Genomic DNA, 15,292 nt, shown 5'->3' with positions numbered 1-15,292 from the left:
GACCGGGCCGGCTCAACCGGTCTTCACGCGAAAGGCGTGCAGGTTCACGCAGGGGTCCTGGCCGGCGCACCGGCCGATCACCCGCACGTCGTGCCGCCCGGTGAGCGGCTCGACGCGGACACCGACCCACTTCTCGCCGGTGCCGGGCGGCAGTTCGACGGTGGCCCACGATCTGCCGTCGGCGCCGTCCCCGATCCGCAGTTCCAGGCGTCGTGCCCGCTCGGTGACGTCCGAGACAAGGACCTGAAGCCGGGCGGACGCCCGGGTGCCGAAGTCCACCTGCGAATAGAGGAGTTCGGATCCCTCGGCGAGCGGCCGGGCCCGCGGGTCCCCCGACCGGGGCCGCACCGTCCCCCGGGCGTGGGCGAAGGAGTCCGCGGGCACACCGCCGGACGACAGCACCAGCGGCTCGGCGGCGGGCCGGTCCGCCGAGGGCGAACCGGGTCCCTCGGTGGTCACCCGGTGCACGGCCGGCACGGCCGCCAGCAGGACGGCCGCCACCGCCAGTGCCGCTTTCCCCTTGCGGTTCCGCAGGGCCGTGACCTGGCCCGGCGTCCGGGTCTTGCGGTGACGCGCCCCGGACGGTGCGGCGGGCCGGGCGGCGGGAGCGGCTGTGCCCCGGGTGCCCTCGAAGGAGTCGAAGGCCGGGCTGCGGAACTCGTCCTTGGTGCGCTGGTACTCCTGGATCGGCCACCAGCCCAGCAGCCGCAGGGGCAGATGCCGTGCGGCACGGGCTTCCAGGCCGACGAGGTCGTCGTGCAGGGCCAGGCAGCGGGGGCAGGCCTTGAGGTGTTCGATGACCGCCGCGTCCAGGGGCGCGGCGGGGAAGTCCGGCGCGCCCGCCAGTATGTCGAGGCAGTCGGCGTTCTCCAGCCGTTCGCAGTAGAGGTCCGTGCGGGACCGGCGCAACGCGCGGTCGGCCTGTTGCAGAGCGAGGGTGAGGTCTTCGCCCGACAGCCCGGTGACGGCCGCGATGTCCCGCTCGTCGTCGGCCTCCACCAGGGCGTGCCACAGCAGGCATTGCGCCATGGCGGGCAGTTGCTCGAAGGCGAGGGCCAGTTGGCCGTCCTCCAGCATCGGCCACATCGAGCCGCCTCTGATCCAGTCGGTGAACTCGCGGTGGAAGGACTGGGGGGACCTCAGGGCTCGTGTCACCGCTCCCAGGCGTACGGACTCGAGCAGTTGAAGTCTGACGCATCCGCTGTGCCGGCCCTGGTCGAGCGGGACGGGGGAGGCGACGCGGTCGCGCAGTTGGGCGAAGGCGGCCGCGGCCAGATCCGCGGCGACCTGGGCGGACCAGGCGCAGGTCAGCGCGTAGGCGAAGACGGCTTCGTGGTGGCGGCGGCGGATGACGTCGAACGACGGTCCGTGGCCGGCGCGGACGGCCCGGAGCAGTTCGGCGTCCCCTCGGGCCTCCGCCCTGCCGCGGGCGGCGAAGGTGGTCCGTGGCATGGCAGGGATCACCTCACCGCGGGTGCGGCGGGTCGGGGCGGGCGCCGGGTAATGACACGGCTGGTCGGCGGGAGCCGCGGGAAACGTCGTACCGGTCGTCCGCCGTTTGCGGTGGACGCGTGTCACAGTCCACCGCGTTACCGCCGATGCCCAACGCCCCGCCCTCTCGTCGCCCTGCCCGTCCGTTCTCACGGTGCCATGCCCACGGCACCACGCTTTACGGGTCCATGCTAGAAGGGTCTGCCCGAGCGCGCGGGGAAAGCCGGGAAATCAGGTGAAGCGAATGCGGTTGGTCTTGACCGCGGACGGAATGACAACCAGAGTCGTCGTCACCCCGAACTTCCGGAGCGAGGCCACTATCTCCGCGTTGGCATGCGAGTCCGTGACAAGGGTCTGTATGGACCCGGCATCGGCGATCTTGGCGTGATGCACTTTGCCGAATTTCGAACTGTCGGCCACGATTATTTTGTGTTCCGCCTGTTCCAGCATGATGCGGTCGATCTCCGCGCCGCGGGCACTGTGCCGGGTGAATCCGGCCTCCGGACTGACACCGTCCGCACCTACGACCGCGAAATCGAACTGAAAGGAGCGCAGCGACTTCTCGGCGGTCCTGCCCACGAGGTCGTTGGACAGCGGGCTCGCCGTCCCGCCGGTGACCACGACCTTGACCACTTGGCGCGCCATGAGCATGGTCGCGGTGTCGAGGCCGTTGGTGACGACGGTGAGATCCGGTCGGCCGGCCAGGCTCCTGGCGACGAAGCCGACCGTGCTGCCCCCGCTCAGCGCCATGGTCAGCGGCCGGGACGGGATCAGGGACGAGGCCAGGGCGCCGATGCGGCGCTTCGCCTCGGTGTTCTGCGAGCGGCGCAGGCTCACGGGCAGTTCGGCGCCGCGCCGGGCGGCGGCGATCTTGCCGTACGAGCGGCGGATGAGGCCCTTGTCCTCCATGACCGCGACGTCCCGGCGGACCGTGGCCCCGGAGACACCGAGAATGGAGGGCAGGAAACGGACCTGCAATTCCCCGCGCTGCGACAGAAGAGTCAGGATGAGCGAAATACGCGCGTCACGTGTCCGGTCGTTCATTGTTCACTCCGCCACATCGCTCGGCCGCGTACCTGCCCGGTTCCGCCAGACAATCCCGCGCCCGACCCGCTCGGGGCCGTAGGTGTCGAAGGGACGGGAATCGAATCTTGGTTGTCCAATTTCATGGAAAGTTCCGTGTGGCTGTACCGGCGTTTCGGTCATAAGGCCGTGAAAGAACGAGTTGGCCGTCGGCCGCTCTCAGGTTTCACGAACGCCGTGCGGCCCGGGAAAGGGGCACGGTCGTGGCGATGGAGAGCCGAGATCCAGCTCATACTCCTTCGTTCGCCCAGCATTTCCTCTCGCATTGCCCGGACAGCGGACTGAGGGCGAGGATTCTGGGCAACTATATTGGGGACTTATCGCACAGTCGTGCACTTCTCATCGAAGTGATCAACGAAACTGAGCGTTTCACGGCCATAAGCAAGACTCACCCGGCCGGCCCCCCAGCGGAACAGGGAAACTCCCTAGGACAACCCCAGGGCCCCTAGGACCCCCCGCCCCAGGACCCCCAGGAACTCGGCGCGGGCCCGGCGCGGGTCGGTGTCGCCGCCCCTCGGGCCCGCGCCGGCGGCGTCAGGCGGCGCCGTGCGCCTCGGACAGATCGTCGCGGAAGACCGCGCCGCCCTTCATCACGAAGCCGACGTCGGTGTAGGAGGCGGGGTCCTGCGGGTCACCGGCGACGGCGATGAGGTCGGCGTACTTGCCCGGGGTGACGGAGCCGACGCGGTCCTCCCAGCCCATGCACTCGGCGCTGGTGAGCGTCGCGGCGCGCAGGGCCTGGAGGGGGCTCATGCCGTAGTCGCACATGGTGCGCAGCTGCCGGGTCTGGAGTCCGTGCGGGAAACAGCCCGCGTCGGTGCCGAAGCCGACGCGCACGCCGGCCCGCACCGCCTTGGCGAAGCTCTGCCGCTGCCGTTCGGTCGCCGCGTCGTTCTTGGCCCGCTGCTCCTCGTCGAACTCCTCGGAGTGCTTGGTGATCCAGTCGCTCCACCAGATGTCGGCGGAGAGATAGGTGCCGTGTTCCAGCATCAACTCGACGCACTCGTCGTCGAGTTCCGTGCCGTGCTCGACGGAACGCACCCCCGCGCGGATCGCGCGCTTGATGCCCTCGGTGCCGTGCGCGTGCGCGGCGACGTACGCCCCGTACCAGTGCGCCTCCTCGACAGCGGCGCGGATCTGGTCCTCGGTCAGTTCGGGGGCGCCCGGGACCGTGCCGGTCGTCAGTACGGCGCCGGTGGCGACGAGTTTGATGACGTCGGCGCCGCCGTGCAGGATCTCGCGGACGCGCTCACGGACGTCCGGGACGTCGCGCACCGAGCCGAACCGGTACTCCCGCGGCAGGTCGATGCCGTGCGTGAGGCCGGTGATCATTCCGCCGCCGGTGGACACGGAGACGAAGGCGCCGGCCACGGCCATGCGCGGTCCGGGAACGATGCCGTTGTCCACGGCGTCCCGCAGTGCCACGTCCACGAAGGCGTGGAAGGCGCCGACGTCCCGGACGGTGGTGAAGCCGGCGTTCAGGGTGTCGCGGGCGTGCGCCACCCCTTCGAGCGCCTGGTGGGCGCTGGACTCCCGCAGCTCCTGGAGGAAGTCGGCGCAGCCGGCCGGGCCCACGAGATGGGTGTGCAGATCGATCAGCCCGGGGGCGAGCGTCGCCCGGCCGAGGTCGATGAGCCGCACCCCTTCGGGGACCGGCTCGCTCCCCGGCCGCACCTCGGCGATGCGATCGTCCTCGACGATGACGGTGCGGTCGGGCAGCACCGCGCCGCCTTCGACATCCACGAGTCCGGCGCAACGCAATGCAACTGCCATCTTCTTCCCTCCGTCCGCCGCCACCCGGGGCGGGTGGCGATCGTGTGCGATGGGCGGCCGATGTCACCGCCGGCCGCGCGGCAGCCCGGGGCCGGGGCTGCCGCGCGGCCGGGTCATTCGCCCAGTACGGCCATCGCGGCGTTGTGTCCGGGAATGCCGCTCACCCCGCCGCCGCGCACGGCGCCCGCGCCGCACAGCAGCACGCTCGGGTAGGCGGTCTCCACGCCCCAGCGCCCGGTCTCCTCGGTGGCGTAGGGGAAGGCCAGCGAGCGGTGGAAGATGTTGCCCCCCGGCAGCCGCAGGTCGTTCTCCAGGTCGATGGGTGTCTTGGCCTCGATGCAGGGGCGGCCGTCCTCGTCCAGCGCGAGGCAGTCGGCGATCGGCTCGTCGAGCACCGAGTCGAGTTCGGCCAGGGCCGCCTTGGTCAGCGCCTCCCGGGCCGCGTCGTTGTCCTCGACGAACAGCCGGGCCGGGGTGTGCAGTCCGAACATCGTCAGGGTCTGGTAGCCGCGCTCGGTGAGTTCGGGGCCGAGGATCGTCGGATCGGTCAGCGAGTGGCAGTAGATCTCGGACGGCGGCGCGGACGGGAGCCGTCCGCCGGCCGCCTCGCGGAAGGCGGTGGCGAGCTGGCCGTAGCCCTCGGCGATGTGGAACGTACCGGCGAACGCCTCCCTGGGGTCCACCGAGGTGTCCTTGAGCCGGGGCAGGCGGCGCAGCAGCATGTTGACCTTGAGCTGCGCGCCCTCGGCGGGCTCGGCGACGGTGTCGCCCAGCATCGCCGCCAGGGCCTCGGGCGAGGCGTTCACCAGGACCTTGCGGGCGCCGACGGTGGCCTCGCCCGATCCGTTGTCGTAGGTGACGAGCGTCAGGTTCTCGTCGGGCTCGATCCGCACGACCTCGTGGCCGGTGGCGATCTCGGTGCCCGCCTCGCGCGCCACCCGGGCCAGCTCGCCGGTGAGGGCGCCCATGCCGCCGACCGGGACGTCCCAGTCGCCCGTGCCGCCGCCGATGACGTGGTACAGGAAGCAGATGTTCTGGGCCAGCCCCGGGTCGTGGGCGTCGGCGAACGTGCCGATGAGTCCGTCGGTGAGGACCACACCGCGGACGACGTCGTCCTTGAAGCGGTCCTCGACGGCGACGCCGAGCGGCTCCTCGAACAGCGTCCGCCAGGCCTCGTCGTCACCGATGCGGGCCCGCAGCTCGTCCCGGGTCGGCAGCGGCTGGGTGAGGGTGGGGAACACCCGCTGGGCGACCCGCTCGGTCGTTCCGTAGAACTCCCGCCAGGCCGCGTACTCGGCGTCGGAGCCGGTGAAGTCCCGGAAGGCCGCCCGGGTCCGGTCCTCCCCGCCGCCGACCAGGAGGCCGGTGTGGCGGCCGGCTCGGACGGCCGGCGTGTAGGACGCGATGGACCGCTTGCGCACCTGGAAGCGCAGTCCGAGATCGTTCACGATCTTCTCGGGGAGCAGGGACACCAGGTAGGAGTAGCGCGACAGGCGTGCGTCGACTCCGGAGAAGGCACGGGTCGACACGGCCGCACCGCCGGTCTTGTCGAGCCGTTCGAGCAGGAGCACGGAGCGCCCGGCACGGGCCAGGTAGGAGGCGGCGACCAGGCCGTTGTGGCCGCCACCGACGATGACGACGTCGTAGACGTCCTTTGAGAACGCGGCATTCCGAGGCATGCCCCTTGCTAACACGCCGCGCCCCGCGGCCACAAGGGTTCTGCGCCGCACTCGACCCTCTTACTGATTACTGGATCAGTTCCTCACCGCACCCCCGAGACAGCCGGAGGAGCTTTGTTTCCGCTGTTCACCGCGCTGCTCCTGGACACCTGACCGCTCACCCACGTCCTCTTCCGGGCGCATCGACCCTCACCTGCTGTTGATTGACCTGCCAGTCAGCATGAGGGGTGGATCACGGTCGGTCCCACCGCGTCGGAGGGGCGAAGGACGTACGGAACCGGTGCACCGCGAACTCGGCGCCCACCGCACCGGTCACCTCCGTCGGCAGCCCCGTGATCCGTACGGCGCGTGTCCGCCGCAGCGCCCCTGTGTCGGGCAGGCGCTGCACGGACCCCGCGTGGACACCCGCGCCGGGGACGCCGGTCAGCTCGGCGAGGAAGGGGTGGGCGGGGTTGTCCCGGCCGACGACGATCCGGCCCGGGTCCTCGACCCACAGGACGGCCATCCGCTCGTCGATCCGGAGCCGGGCGAGCTGCGTCTCGTTCCACTCGTCCACGGACACCCAGTCGAGGTCGTCGATGGTGCGCCGGGCCCCGTCCAGAGCACGTTCGGCGCGCTGCGCCCGGCGCCGGGCGGCGGAGCCCGGTGACCGGTCGCGCGCCCCCACTCCACCGTCCGCCTCCACGAACACGGGCCGTGCCGCGGCGGGACCCTTGGTCAGCACGACGTGGGGGACCTCGTGGACGGACTCGTGCACGGCCGGGGACTCGTAGTCGTCGGCCGGGTCCGCCCGGCCCGCGAGCCACGGGAACACCTCCGTCAGGTCCCTCATCAGGGCGGCGACGGTCTCGTGCAGGGCGGCGGCCGCCTCCTCGCGCACCGCGGCGTCCGGGAGCCGACCGGGGCCCGGACCCGTGTAGCGGACCACGAGACCGGCCAGGACCGGGCCGTACCGCTGGAACACACTCCGCACCGCGTCGCCGTGCGGCAGTCCGGTCTCCTCGGCCAGCGCCGCGCGCAGGCCCCCCTCGAGCGCGAACCGGTCCGTCTCCCAGGCCCGTTCGATCGCGCTGTCCACGGCCCGCAGCACACCGTCGTGGACGGCGTCCCGTGCGCTCGGCATCGCCCGGTCACCTCCCTGTCCCTCGGCCCGCCCGGGCGGCGGTTCGTCCGCATCCTCGCGTCCCGGCAGGCCGCCGCGGACGGGAAAGCGGGCGGGGTACGCGCACGGGAGGGCATCGCGGCATGCCCGGCTGCCCTTTCGCGCCGCCCCGGCGGCGGGCGCCGGCCGCACGGGCAGCCACGAACGGCCGTCCGGGCAGCCCCGCGCGGGCCGCGCGGGGAGGACCCGGGGCGCGGTGCGGCATCCGCGCAGGCCGTGTACGCGCGGTAACACCGGTTCGGTCCATGAAGTAGCCGACAGCGGCCATGGCTTCACCCTGACCCGAGGGGGAGGCTGTTCGGGCAGGCATCGAACTGGAGTCCGCACGGGGCCGGTACGTGAGGGCACCCGGCGGCCGGAACCACGAGGAACGGACCCCATGCCACCGGATCGCATCTTCGTTCACGTCAGGACATCGGACCCGATCTCCGAAGCGGGCATCGTGGCCGCGCTCAAGACCCGGGCCGAGATCTGGATCACGGACGGCGGCCAGACCACCCCCGGCACGGTCGCGCTCATCGTCGCCGACGAGATGAACGACGAGGCGCTGACCCTGCTGCGGACGGTCCGGGGCAAGGGCATGCAGCAGGTCATCGCCGTGGTGTCCGAACTGGACGACGCGGGTCTGATGCTCGCCGTCGAATCGGGGATCGCCGGGCTGGTGCGCCGGCGCGAGGCCACCGCCGACCGTCTGGTGCAGGTCATCGAGTCCGTGCACCGCGGCGCAGGTGTCGTACCGCCGGACTTACTGGGACGGCTGCTCAAGCAGGTGTCGCAGGTGCAGCAGCAGATCCTGGCGCCGCGCGGACTGAGATTCAACGGCCTCACCGACCGGGAGAGCGACGTCCTGCGACTGGTCGCCGCCGGCCTCGACACCCGGGAGATCGCCCAGCGGCTGTCGTACTCGGAGCGGACCGTCAAGAACGTGCTGCACGACGTCACTCACCGGTTCCAGCTGCGCAACCGGTCGCACGCCGTGGCCTACGCGATACGGGAGGGTCTCATCTGACGCGGCCTCAGCGGCCCTGCTCCTCGATACGCGGGCGCTGCCGGGGCACCGTGCGCCGGGTGCCGCCGCCGGGCGAGCCGGACCGGCGCGCTCCGAGGTCGACCCGGTCCGGCGCGGGCGCGAGCGCGGTGTCGGCGGGCGGCCGGAGCGGTGCCATCACGACGACGTGCAGCACCGGCCACGGCGGCGGCGCGTCGGACACGGCCTGCGGGAACGGCACCGGTGCGGCGGGGGCCACCACCAGGGGCAGCGCACCGGTGCCGAACCCGGAGAACGAGGCGTCGACGGTGTCGTCCGGCAGACACGGCGTGGCCGCCCCGGCCGTGATGACCTGGCCGAGGACACGCTGCCGGGCCGACCAGCGCGGGCCGTGGGCGGTCAGCCGGTACGAGTACTGGAGGATGCGCACCGGCTCCATACGGGCGCTGACCGGCGCGTCCGCGGCATCGCGCAAGAACATACGGCCGCCGCGGCTGCGGTCCTCCTCCCGCACGTCGTAGAGGCAGACCCGCAGGACGACACCGGTCGCGTCGGCTCCGGCGTCGTCGGGTCCGGCCTCCTCGCAGGAGAGCGCGGCGTCGGGCACGCACCGGCGCAGCCACGCCTCCAGCGACAGCGTCACGGAATCCATCACCGCCTCATCGTCGCGGCGGATCCCGGGGCCGGCCACGGCCGGACGGATTCCCCATGGGGCAGGAAGAGATGTCCGCGCGTGTGGCTGATCGCTCTCCCACCCGTATTCGGCCGAATGAAAACGTGAGACATCGCACAGAAAGCGAGGAGCGTGTGCCGAACTATCTGACTCCGGGCGTCTTCGTGGAGGAGACGTCCTCGGGTATCAAGCCGATCCAAGGTGTCGGAACCGCCACCGCCGCGTTCATCGGCTTCACCGCGAGGGGACCCCTCAACGAAGCGGTGCTGGTGACGAGCTGGACCCACTTCACCAATGTGTTCGGTGAGTTCACGGCCGACGCGTACCTGCCGCACAGCGTCTACGGCTACTTCCTCAACGGCGGCGGCAACGCGTACATCGTCAGCCTGGGCACCGGAACCGACGCGGACGCGGACGCCGCCCCGGCCGAACTGCCCCAGGACGGGCCGCGAGAGAACGCCGGGACTGCCGGCCCGGTCCGCGGGCAGCTGGCCGCGGCGGGCGGCAGGCCCGCGCTGACCGTGGGGCTCGCACCGGGCGCCGCCCACGGCACCTCACCGGTCACCGTGGAGGTCGAGGATCCCGGCGACGCCGGCGACGAGGACACCTTCAAGCTGGTGGTGCGCCGCGACGGCAAGGTCGAGGAGGAGTACGACAACGTCTCCGCCAAGCGCGGCCCCGCCTTCATCGGCACGGTACTGAAGAAGTCCGCCCTGATCACGCTGGAGGAGGTCAAGGGCGCCACGCTCGCCCGCCCCGCCAAGGGCACCCGGGTCACGCTCGCCCCGGCCGCACCCGCCACCGTGTCCGTGGTGGCGCAGGGCGCCCCGGTGCGGGCCCCGGCGCGGCCGTCCCCCGGCCTCTACATCGGGGACACCGCGGCCCGTACCGGTCTCGCGGGTCTGGAAGCCGTCGACGACATCACCATGGTCGCCGCTCCCGACCTGATGTCGGCCTACCGCAGGGGCGCCATCGACGCCGAGGGCGTCAAGGCCGTGCAGCTGGCGCTGGTCGCCCACTGCGAGTCGATGGGCGACCGGGTCGCCATCCTCGACCCGCTGCCCGGACTCAACGCCCAGCAGGTGCGCGACTGGCGCCAGGAGTACTCCGGCTTCGACTCCAAGTACGCCGGCCTGTACTGGCCCTGGGTGAAGGTCATGGACCCGGTGGAGAAGCGGGCCGAGACCGTGCCGCCGAGCGGACACATCGCGGGCGTGTGGGCCCGCAACGACGCCACGCGCGGAGTGCACAAGGCCCCCGCCAACGAGGTGATGCGCGGCGTGCTGTCCCCGGCGCTGGCCGTGACCAAGGGCGAGCAGAGCATCCTCAACCCGATCGGCGTCAACTGCCTGCGGACCTTCCCGGGTCAGGGGGTGCGCATCTGGGGCGCCCGCACGCTCTCCAGCGACCCCGAGTGGCGGTACATCAATGTGCGCCGCCTGTTCAACTACGTCGAGAAGTCGATTCTCGACGGCACGAACTGGGTCGTGTTCGAACCCAACGACCGCTACCTGTGGGAAGGCGTCAGCCGCACCGTCACCGCCTTCCTCACCCGGGTGTGGCGCAGCGGGGCGCTGTTCGGCCGGAGCCCGGCGGAGGCGTTCTTCGTGCGCTGCGACGAGGAGAACAACCCCCCGGAGAACCGGGACGCCGGCGTGCTCACCATCGACATCGGCATCGCGCCGGTCAAGCCGGCCGAGTTCGTCGTGTTCCGGCTCTCGCAGTACACCCCCGGCGCTGACACCGACAAGTAGAAGGCGACCAGACCATGATTCCAGGCATGCCCCAGGCCATATCCGCCGCACGCTTCGTGGTGAGTTTCGACCAGATGGCGCCGTCCTACTTCTCCGAACTCAGCGGCATCACCAGCGAGGTGGAGCCCACGGAGTACATCGCGGCCGACGCGCGGACCGGCGCGATCGTCCACACCAAGCAGTTCGGCAAGACCAAGCCGCCGACCGTCACCCTCAAGCGCGGTGTCGACGGGACCGCCCACCTCCTCGCGTGGCACACCATGGTCATCGCCGGGAACCCCGGGGCCCGGATGACGGGAACGCTGGAGCTCCAGAACGCCAGCGGCCAGCCGCAGGCCACCTTCCGCCTGATCAACGCGTGGCCGAGCAAGATCGAGGTCGGCAACCTGAAAGCCGGCATGTCCGAGATCGTGCTGGAGACGGTCACCTTCACCTGCGAGGAAGTACTGCCCATATGAGCCGGTCCGAGCAGGTGACCGGCGCGACCATGCCGACCGAGTACCCCTTCGTCCTGCCCCGCGGCTACGTCGATCCGCAGGGCCGGGTGCACCGCGAGGGCCTGATGCGGCTCGCCACCGCCCGGGACGAGATCGCGCCCCAGGCGGATCCCAAGGTGCGGGAGAACGCCGCCTATCTGACGGTGCTGCTGCTGAGCCGCACCGTGACCCGGCTCGGCGACGTCACCGACGTGACCACGCACACCGTCGAGAACCTCTTCGCCTCCGACCTGGCGTTCCTCCAGGACCTCTACCGGCGGATCAACCAGGAGGGACGCACCGAGGCCGAGGTCACCTGCCCGTCCTGCGAGCACCTCTTCCTCGTCGACGTGGCGGGTGAGGCGCCGGGGGAATCCTGACGTACACGGCCGACCGACTCTGGGAGGAGGTCGTCTACGTCGCCTACTACCTCCACTGGTCCGCCGACTCGGTCCTCGACCTGGAGCACCCGGCCCGACAGCGGGTGATCGAGGAGATCGGTCGGATCAACAAGCGCATCTCCGCACCCGACGACGGCCCGGACGACGACTGAGCGACGTCCGGAGCCGGTCCTGCCGAAAGGAGGCGACCCGTGCAGTGGTCGTGGAAGCACCCGCGTGCCTGGCTGCGTGCGTGGCACTCGGCCTGGACGGCGGCCCGGACGGCCGACCGGCGCGACAGCGACATCACGGCGTGGCGACGGCTGCCCCGGCTGCGCCCCACGGCCGCGCCCTGGACCGTGGCCGCGCTGGGCCGGGACTCGGTCGCCCGCGCGGGGACACGGCCGCTGATCCACCTGGTTCCGTCCACCGCCCCCGGCCGGTTCGGCGTCCGCGCACCGTACGGGAACACCGGACTGCCGCCCGTACCGGCCGGCCGCGCCGACGCCCTGGTCGGGGCGGTACGCGGCACCTTCCCGGCCGCCCCGGCACCGACGGCCCGGGCGGCGGGACGCGCTGAGCAGGGCGGCCGGGAGCCGGAGTCGGCTTACGGGACAGCGGGCGGGGGCGCTGTGCGGGGTGCGTCCGTACCGGCCACGCCCCGGGTGACGGACGGTCTGCGCGGGACGGCCGGCACTCCCGGCACTCCCGGTACGCCTGGCATGCCCGAGGGCCGGGTGCGGGGCGTGGTGCGTGATGCGCGGGTCGTGGGCGCGAGTGCGAGTGCCTGTACGGGTGTTGCGAGGGCGAGTACGCATTCCGGTGCGGGCGCGGGCGCGGCATCGAGCCTGGCGGCCGGAGAAGCGGGTGCCGCTCGGCAGGCCGCGCGGGCGGAGGGTTCGGGGCTGCCGGTCATGGCCGTCCGTCGTCTGTCCGCCGCACGGACCGCAACGAGCGGTGGGCGCCCCGCCCTGACCCACGCGACCGACGACCGCGTGGGGACGCCGCGGCCGGTCACACCGCCGCCGGTGCGGACCCGCTCGGACTTCGAACGGGCGCTGGACGCGTACCGCCCCGACTGGCTCCTCCCGCAGGTCACGGCCGACGACGAGCTGCCGTCCTACGTCCAGGCCCGCAGGCACATGGCCACCGCGGCAACTGAGAGCCCGTCGCGGGGTGACGCGGGAGCCGGGACACCGGATGCCATGGGCGGCCGACTGCCGGGCGGCGTACGGGGTCGAATACCGGACGCGGGGCCCGGTGCGGTACGAGGCGGAGTGCCCGGTGCGGTGCAAGGCGGGATCCCGGGCGCGGCACAGGCACCGATGCCCGGTGCCGCACGGGGCCGGATCCCCGGCGGGGCGTCGGTTCCGGCCGGTGCCGGTGCCGGTGCCGACGGGACCCGGCCGTTGGTACCGCGCCGACCGCGCCGGCACCCCCAGGGGTACGAACGCGCCACGGCGCCGACCTCACCGGGCCTGCCCGCCGCGGCGAACGGGCCCTCCCCGTTCCACGAGCCCGCGCCGACACCACACGCAGCGCCTTCGGCCCACGCTCCCCAAGCACCGGATGTCGCCTCCGCCCCCGGCGCGCCAGGCCTGCCCTCGGCACCCCAGCCTTCCGCCCCGGACAACCAACTCGACCTTGATTCAGGTGAGTTGGTTGTTGCAGACACACCCACCGAACCCGCCCCCGCCCTCGAAGCACCCGGGATCCCGGGCACCCCGGGAACCGACCTGCCCACCGTCCCCGCCGACGTCACCGGTCCCACCGGCGTACTCGCACCGCCGCACTCCCCCGGAGCCAGTGCCGTCCCCGGGTCTCCCGCAGAGCGGTCCGCCGCGGACTCGGCCGTGCCGGGGCCTCACGGGGCGAGTGCCACACCCGACGACGGTCCGGACCCCGGCACGCCTGCCGGACCCGCGGCCACCACGGCCAGGCCCAAGTCGTCCCTGTCCAAGCCCGGTTGGGAGGCCGCCTGGAGTCTGCGGCTGTCCCGTGGACATCGCGACGGGACGTCCCACGCCGACGGCCGTGCCACGCCGTACACCCGCACGTCCGAACGGGATCCCGGGCAGGGAACTCCGTCGGCGGGCGACGACGAAGCCCTCGCTTCGGAGGGGGAACCAGCGAGGGCGGCCGGACTGCCCGTAGTGCGGTGGACCCACGACCCGGCACCGCACATGGCACCGCGCACGGCCCCACACACGGCACTGCACACAGCTCCGCCCGCCCCCGGCACCGCCGTCGACCCCGGCGCCGCAACCACCGCGCTCCGGCGCAAGTTGCCGGTCCGCACGGCCCGCAGCCCGCGCCCTGCCGCCGCGGAGCACGCGCCGCCGCCCCTCGCCGGTGCGTTCCCCGTAAGCCTCCCGGCTCCGGACGTGTCCGGGACGGCTCCGGACGTGGCCGCGACCGTCCCGGCGGTCGCCGCGTCGTATGTGCTCCGGTCCACGGCCGTACCCGTACCGCATCCCGCCGACAGGTCCCCAAGCCTCGAATCGTCCGGCCGACCGGCAGTACCGGCGCTGGAGTACGCCGTGCCCCCCACGGCCCCGGCCCCGCGCGGCAGCGGCCGGACAACCTCCCTTCCGCTCCCGCAGGAGGGCTCCACGGAGCCGTTCACCATGGACCCGGTGCCGTGGAGCGCGGGCGCCGGCGGTACCGCGCCGCCGGACGACCTCCTCACCGGGCGGTACGGCAGTGCCCGGAGCCGCGCGGCCCGACGCTGGTTCGGCGCACCCTCGGTCGCGCCCCTGGCGCAACCCACCGCCGCGCCCATGGTTCTGCCGCACGTGCTGTCCGCGCGCGCGGTGGGCCACGACGCGGTCTCGCTCCCGGAACCCGGAATGTCGTGGACCATCGACGGCGGCCCTCCGGAGGTCCGGCCCCCGGACGCGTCATGGACGGGCACGCTCCCGCCCGGGTTCGCAGCTCAGGGGCGTCCCGGGCCCGCGCCCCCATCACCCTCCGGCCCGGCGTCCTCCGGGCCCTCGACTGCCGGGGGGTCCGGCGACGGCCCCGGGCACGAGCAATGCGTGCCGCTCCACCGGACCCAGGAGTGGGCCGAACTGCTCGCCCTGCTGGCCGCCCACCGGCGGCAGCGCCCCTTCGGGTTCCTGGACGACCCGGCGGTCCTGGACGCACTGGCCGGCCGGCTCCACGAGCGGGTCCTGGCCCGCATCCGGCGGGAACTGGTCGTCGACCGTGAGCGCAGCGGCCTGCTGGTGCCCCGCACCTGACGGAACAGAACGCGACACAACGCAACGAGAGGAGAGGACCTGTGGACACGAGCCCGGCCGCCGGCGGCCTCGCCATGGACAACGACACGTTCTTCGGTGCGGTCAGCATGGCCCACAACTTCACCGTGGCCATCGACCGCTCCCGGTACGAACTGGGCGCCTGGGCCACCGCCTCGGGGCTCAGCGTCTCGTGGCAGGTCGCCGAGTACCGCTCCGGAGACCACTGGAACCACCCGCTCGTGTTCCCCGGCGTACCGCAGTACGAGAAGATCCGGCTCTCCCGGGCCGCGTGCCGGGACTCGCGGATCGTGCAGGAGTGGCTGAGCGAGACGTCGATCCGCAACGAGCCGCTGACCGGCGCGATCTCCCTGGTGAACTGGGAAGGGCAACCCACCATCACCTGGGAGCTGAAGGAGTTCTTCCCCGCCGCCTGGGGCATCGAGGCGTTCGACTCGGCCGGCGGGAGCGTGGCCCTGGAGACCCTGGACCTCGTGCACACCGGGTTCCTCGACGACGACCTCCTGCCGGGCAATCCCGGCCCGCCGCCCCGGCGCGCCTCCTGACCGGCCCACCCGGCCGCGACCCTTCCAT

General features: G+C 72.5%; 13 protein-coding genes. 7 read left to right on the top strand and 6 right to left on the bottom strand.

The genetic code is table 11. The features are described from left to right. Window positions 1-12 precede the first annotated feature (12 nt). The 5 genes from DN051_RS41815 to DN051_RS41795 all read right to left on the bottom strand — a co-directional run bounded on the left by DN051_RS41815 (window position 13) and on the right by DN051_RS41795 (window position 7,149). Entirely contained in the window at window positions 13-1,452 is a 1,440-nt protein-coding gene (locus DN051_RS41815; RefSeq protein ID WP_112443022.1) for a carbohydrate-binding protein, read from the bottom strand. Between the two features lie 270 nt (window positions 1,453-1,722). Then, a complete protein-coding gene (locus DN051_RS41810; protein ID WP_053762963.1) occupies window positions 1,723-2,535 on the bottom strand; it encodes a DeoR/GlpR family DNA-binding transcription regulator in 813 nt (270 codons plus the stop codon). A 573-nt stretch (window positions 2,536-3,108) separates the two neighbouring features. Continuing rightward, window positions 3,109-4,347 (bottom strand): metal-dependent hydrolase family protein, encoded by a 1,239-nt coding sequence (locus DN051_RS41805; protein WP_079001842.1) that lies wholly within the window; start codon window positions 4,345-4,347, stop codon window positions 3,109-3,111. Between the two features lie 113 nt (window positions 4,348-4,460). Further along, the gene (locus DN051_RS41800) at window positions 4,461-6,026 is read right to left on the bottom strand and encodes a phytoene desaturase family protein (RefSeq protein WP_053762961.1); all 1,566 of its coding nucleotides are present in this window, start codon (window positions 6,024-6,026) and stop codon (window positions 4,461-4,463) included. A 232-nt stretch (window positions 6,027-6,258) separates the two neighbouring features. Continuing rightward, a complete protein-coding gene (locus DN051_RS41795; RefSeq protein WP_112443020.1) occupies window positions 6,259-7,149 on the bottom strand; it encodes a hypothetical protein in 891 nt (296 codons plus the stop codon). A 418-nt stretch (window positions 7,150-7,567) separates the two neighbouring features. Here DN051_RS41795 and DN051_RS41790 point away from each other — a divergent pair, with 418 nt between their 5' ends. Then, entirely contained in the window at window positions 7,568-8,197 is a 630-nt protein-coding gene (locus tag DN051_RS41790; RefSeq protein ID WP_053762959.1) for a helix-turn-helix transcriptional regulator, read from the top strand. Between the two features lie 7 nt (window positions 8,198-8,204). On the opposite strand, the gene DN051_RS41785 is transcribed toward DN051_RS41790, so the two are convergent. Then, a complete protein-coding gene (locus DN051_RS41785) occupies window positions 8,205-8,828 on the bottom strand; it encodes a Pvc16 family protein (RefSeq protein WP_159054266.1) in 624 nt (207 codons plus the stop codon). Window positions 8,829-8,983: 155 nt separating this feature from the next. Here DN051_RS41785 and DN051_RS41780 point away from each other — a divergent pair, with 155 nt between their 5' ends. From DN051_RS41780 to DN051_RS41760, 6 genes are read left to right on the top strand one after another with little or no spacing between them, the layout of a single operon-like run. Then, the gene (locus tag DN051_RS41780) at window positions 8,984-10,603 is read left to right on the top strand and encodes a phage tail sheath family protein (protein ID WP_053762957.1); all 1,620 of its coding nucleotides are present in this window, start codon (window positions 8,984-8,986) and stop codon (window positions 10,601-10,603) included. Window positions 10,604-10,629: 26 nt separating this feature from the next. After that, window positions 10,630-11,061, top strand: coding sequence for a phage tail protein (locus tag DN051_RS41775; RefSeq protein ID WP_053762956.1), 432 nt, complete (start codon window positions 10,630-10,632; stop codon window positions 11,059-11,061). Continuing rightward, window positions 11,058-11,459 carry a hypothetical protein gene (locus DN051_RS41770; RefSeq protein WP_053762955.1) on the top strand — a complete coding sequence of 134 codons (402 nt, stop codon included), beginning with the start codon at window positions 11,058-11,060 and terminating at the stop codon, window positions 11,457-11,459. Before DN051_RS41775 ends, DN051_RS41770 begins: the two co-directional genes overlap by 4 nt. Then, a complete protein-coding gene (locus DN051_RS47640) occupies window positions 11,453-11,632 on the top strand; it encodes a DUF6760 family protein (RefSeq protein ID WP_420709233.1) in 180 nt (59 codons plus the stop codon). The genes DN051_RS41770 and DN051_RS47640 overlap by 7 nt, the downstream gene beginning before the upstream one ends. 39 nt (window positions 11,633-11,671) lie before the next feature. Further along, window positions 11,672-14,701 carry a hypothetical protein gene (locus DN051_RS41765; RefSeq protein WP_112443019.1) on the top strand — a complete coding sequence of 1,010 codons (3,030 nt, stop codon included), beginning with the start codon at window positions 11,672-11,674 and terminating at the stop codon, window positions 14,699-14,701. A 41-nt stretch (window positions 14,702-14,742) separates the two neighbouring features. Next, on the top strand, window positions 14,743-15,264 hold the full coding sequence (locus DN051_RS41760) for a phage tail protein (RefSeq protein WP_053762953.1): 522 nt from the start codon (window positions 14,743-14,745) through the stop codon (window positions 15,262-15,264). Window positions 15,265-15,292 lie beyond the last annotated feature (28 nt).

The organism is Streptomyces cadmiisoli, assembly GCF_003261055.1.
Classification (GTDB): Bacteria; Actinomycetota; Actinomycetes; order Streptomycetales; family Streptomycetaceae; genus Streptomyces; species Streptomyces cadmiisoli.
The sequence above is the reverse complement of the archived record's forward strand: the minus strand, read 5'-3'. Positions and strand labels throughout refer to the sequence as shown.

What these genes read in the sequence shown, in the direction of transcription:
- DN051_RS41795 (WP_112443020.1), bottom strand. Translation starts at nt 7,149, where the DNA reads ATGCCGAGCGCACGGGACGCCGTCCACGACGGTGTGCTGCGGGCCGTG.
- DN051_RS41810 (WP_053762963.1), bottom strand. Translation starts at nt 2,535, where the DNA reads ATGAACGACCGGACACGTGACGCGCGTATTTCGCTCATCCTGACTCTT.
- DN051_RS41805 (WP_079001842.1), bottom strand. Translation starts at nt 4,347, where the DNA reads ATGGCAGTTGCATTGCGTTGCGCCGGACTCGTGGATGTCGAAGGCGGC.
- DN051_RS41800 (WP_053762961.1), bottom strand. Translation starts at nt 6,026, where the DNA reads ATGCCTCGGAATGCCGCGTTCTCAAAGGACGTCTACGACGTCGTCATC.
- DN051_RS41815 (WP_112443022.1), bottom strand. Translation starts at nt 1,452, where the DNA reads ATGCCACGGACCACCTTCGCCGCCCGCGGCAGGGCGGAGGCCCGAGGG.
- DN051_RS41775 (WP_053762956.1), top strand. Translation starts at nt 10,630, where the DNA reads ATGCCCCAGGCCATATCCGCCGCACGCTTCGTGGTGAGTTTCGACCAG.
- DN051_RS41790 (WP_053762959.1), top strand. Translation starts at nt 7,568, where the DNA reads ATGCCACCGGATCGCATCTTCGTTCACGTCAGGACATCGGACCCGATC.
- DN051_RS41770 (WP_053762955.1), top strand. Translation starts at nt 11,058, where the DNA reads ATGAGCCGGTCCGAGCAGGTGACCGGCGCGACCATGCCGACCGAGTAC.
- DN051_RS41785 (WP_159054266.1), bottom strand. Translation starts at nt 8,828, where the DNA reads ATGGATTCCGTGACGCTGTCGCTGGAGGCGTGGCTGCGCCGGTGCGTG.